Source organism: Streptomyces sp. NPDC004647 (assembly GCF_040609575.1).
Taxonomy (GTDB): domain Bacteria; phylum Actinomycetota; class Actinomycetes; order Streptomycetales; family Streptomycetaceae; genus Streptomyces.
On the sequence record NZ_JBEXKU010000197.1, the window covers coordinates 1 to 1,969 of the forward strand.

Annotated in this window: 1 protein-coding gene; it reads left to right on the top strand. The window is 69.5% G+C overall.

Features of this window, described 5'->3' with window-relative positions; translation table 11 throughout:
* Nucleotides 1-1,969 (top strand): type I polyketide synthase (locus ABZW18_RS34640; RefSeq protein ID WP_356195470.1); only part of this gene is annotated, 1,969 nt, incomplete at both ends.

The following is a 1,969-nucleotide window of genomic DNA, read 5'->3' on the forward strand; positions in this document are numbered from 1 at the left end:
CCGACGGAGTGGCCCGAGACCGACCGGGTACGGCGCGCGGGTGTCTCGTCCTTCGGGATCAGTGGGACGAACGCCCACGTCATCCTCGAACAGCCCGAGCCGGTGGCCGAGACCGCGCCCGAGTCGGCCGCGGTGGAGACCGCGTCGCGGGCTGTGGTGCCGTGGGTTCTCTCGGGCAAGACGCCGGAGGCGCTGGCGGCTCAGGCGGCGCGGCTGCTGTCGATGGTGGACAGCGAGGCCGCTCCCAGGCCGGTGGACGTCGGGTACTCGCTGGTGACGAGCCGCTCGGTGTTCGAACACCGAGCGGTGGTGCTGGCGAGTGGGTCCGCGGACGCGGTGCGCGCGCTGACCGCCCTGACGTCGGGTGCCCCGGATCCTTCGGTGGTCTCGGGTGCGGTGCTCGGTGGGAGGACGGCGTTGCTGTTCTCGGGTCAGGGCAGTCAGCGGATCGGTATGGGCCGGGAGTTGTACGAGCGCTTCCCAGTGTTTGCGGAGGCGCTGGACTCCGTACTTGCCGCACTGGACGGTGAGTTGGAGCGTCCACTGTGTGAGGTGATGTGGGGCGATGACGCTGAACTGCTGAATGACACGGGCTTTGCTCAGCCTGCTTTGTTCGCGGTTGAGGTGGCGTTGTTCCGGCTGGTGGAGTCCTGGGGCGTCACGCCCGACTTCGTGGCGGGTCATTCGATCGGTGAGGTTGCCGCTGCTCATGTGGCGGGGGTGTTCTCGCTGGAGGACGCCTGCACACTGGTCGTGGCACGGGCGAAGCTGATGCGGGCGCTGCCGGCCGGTGGTGCGATGGTCGCGGTGCAGGCGACGGAGGGCGAGGTTCTTCCGCTGCTGTCCGGCGAGGTGTCGATCGCCGCCGTGAACGGTCCCGCGTCGGTGGTTGTCTCCGGCGACGAGAAGGCGGCCCTGAAGGTGGCGGCGCGGCTGGAGGAGCAGAGCCGTAAGACGAGTCATCTGCGGGTGTCGCACGCGTTCCACTCGCCGTTGATGGACCCGATGCTGGACGAGTTCCGTGCGGTGGTGGAGGGGTTGTCGTTCGGGGCTCCGCGTATTGCGGTGGTGTCGAATCTGACGGGTGGCGTGGCGTTGGCCGAAGAGCTGTGCTCGGCCGAGTACTGGGTGCGTCATGCCCGTGAGGCCGTGCGCTTCGCGGACGGCGTGCGGACGCTGGCCGAGCAGGGTGTGACCACGTTCCTGGAGCTGGGGCCGGACGGTGTGCTCTCGGCCATGGCCCAGGAATCCGTACCGGACGGCGCGGCGCTCGTACCGATGCTCCGTAAGAACCGGGACGAGGAGCTGACCGCGCTCACCGCGCTGGCTCGCGTACACGCGCACGGTACGGCGGTCGACTGGACGGCGTTGTTCGCCGGTGCGCGGCGGGTCGAGTTGCCCACGTACGCCTTCCAGCACCAGTGGTTCTGGCCTGCGGGTTCGCAGTCCGGTGCCGCCGGTGATGTGCGCGCGGCGGGTCTGGGTTCCGCCGAGCATCCGCTGCTGGGCGCGGCGGTCGAACTCGCCGCAGGTCAGGGTGTGCTGTTCACCGGCAGGCTGTCGGTCCAGTCGCATCCGTGGCTGGTCGATCACGCGGTCATGGGCCGGATTCTCCTTCCCGGCACTGCCATGCTTGAGCTGGCGTTCCGTGCCGGTGACGAGGTCGGCTGCGACCGGGTCGAGGAGTTGACGCTCGCTGCGCCGCTCACTCTTCCGGAGCGTGGTGCGGTTCAGGTGCAGGTCGCGGTCGGTATTCCCGATGAGTCGGGCCGGCGTTCGGTGGGGATCTACTCCCGCCCGGAGGGGGACGCGGCGGATGCGCCCTGGACGCAGCACGCCACCGGCGCGCTGGCCGACCGTTCCGAGGGAGCGGACTCCGGTTTCGATGCGACGGTGTGGCCGCCGACCGGTGCGGAGGCTCTCGATGTTGAGGGTTGCTATGAGCGGTTCGCCGAGCTGGGGTTCGCGT